Annotated in this window: 1 pseudogene; it reads left to right on the forward strand. The window is 73.7% G+C overall.

Annotation, left to right across the window (positions count from 1 at the left end):
- A pseudogene (locus AB4Y75_RS16700) lies at positions 1-563 on the forward strand (hypothetical protein); the annotation flags it as partial.

Raw genomic sequence — 563 nt, forward strand, 5'->3', positions numbered from 1 at the left:
CCCCGGCACCCCGGGAACTCCTGGTGGGAACCCCGGTGGAGTCATCCCCGGCCTGCCTGGACTTCCGGGTCTTCCGGGCGGCAACCCCGGCACCCCGGGAACCCCCGGCGGTAACCCGGGTGACATGCTCGGCAGCCTGCCCGATCTGATCGGCGGACTGATCCCCGGCGGCACCGGAACCATCCCCGGTCTTCCGGGTGGCAACCCCGGCACTCCGGGAACCCCCGGCGGAAACCCCGGTGGAGTCATCCCCGGCTTGCCTGGACTTCCCGGTCTTCCGGGTGGCAACCCCGGCACCCCAGGAACCCCCGGCGGAAACCCCGGGGGAGTCATCCCCGGCCTGCCGGGCCTTCCGGGCCTGCCGGGCCTTCCGGGCCTTCCGGGACTTCCGGGCCTTCCGGGTCTTCCGGGCACCCCCGGCACCCCGGGAACTCCTGGTGGGAACCCCGGTGGAGTCATCCCCGGCCTGCCTGGACTTCCGGGTCTTCCGGGCGGCAACCCCGGCACCCCGGGAACCCCCGGCGGTAACCCGGGTGACATGCTCGGCAGCCTGCCCGATCTGA

It is taken from the genome of Arthrobacter sp. RAF14 (genome assembly GCF_052114185.1).
Taxonomy (GTDB): domain Bacteria; phylum Actinomycetota; class Actinomycetes; order Actinomycetales; family Micrococcaceae; genus Arthrobacter_E.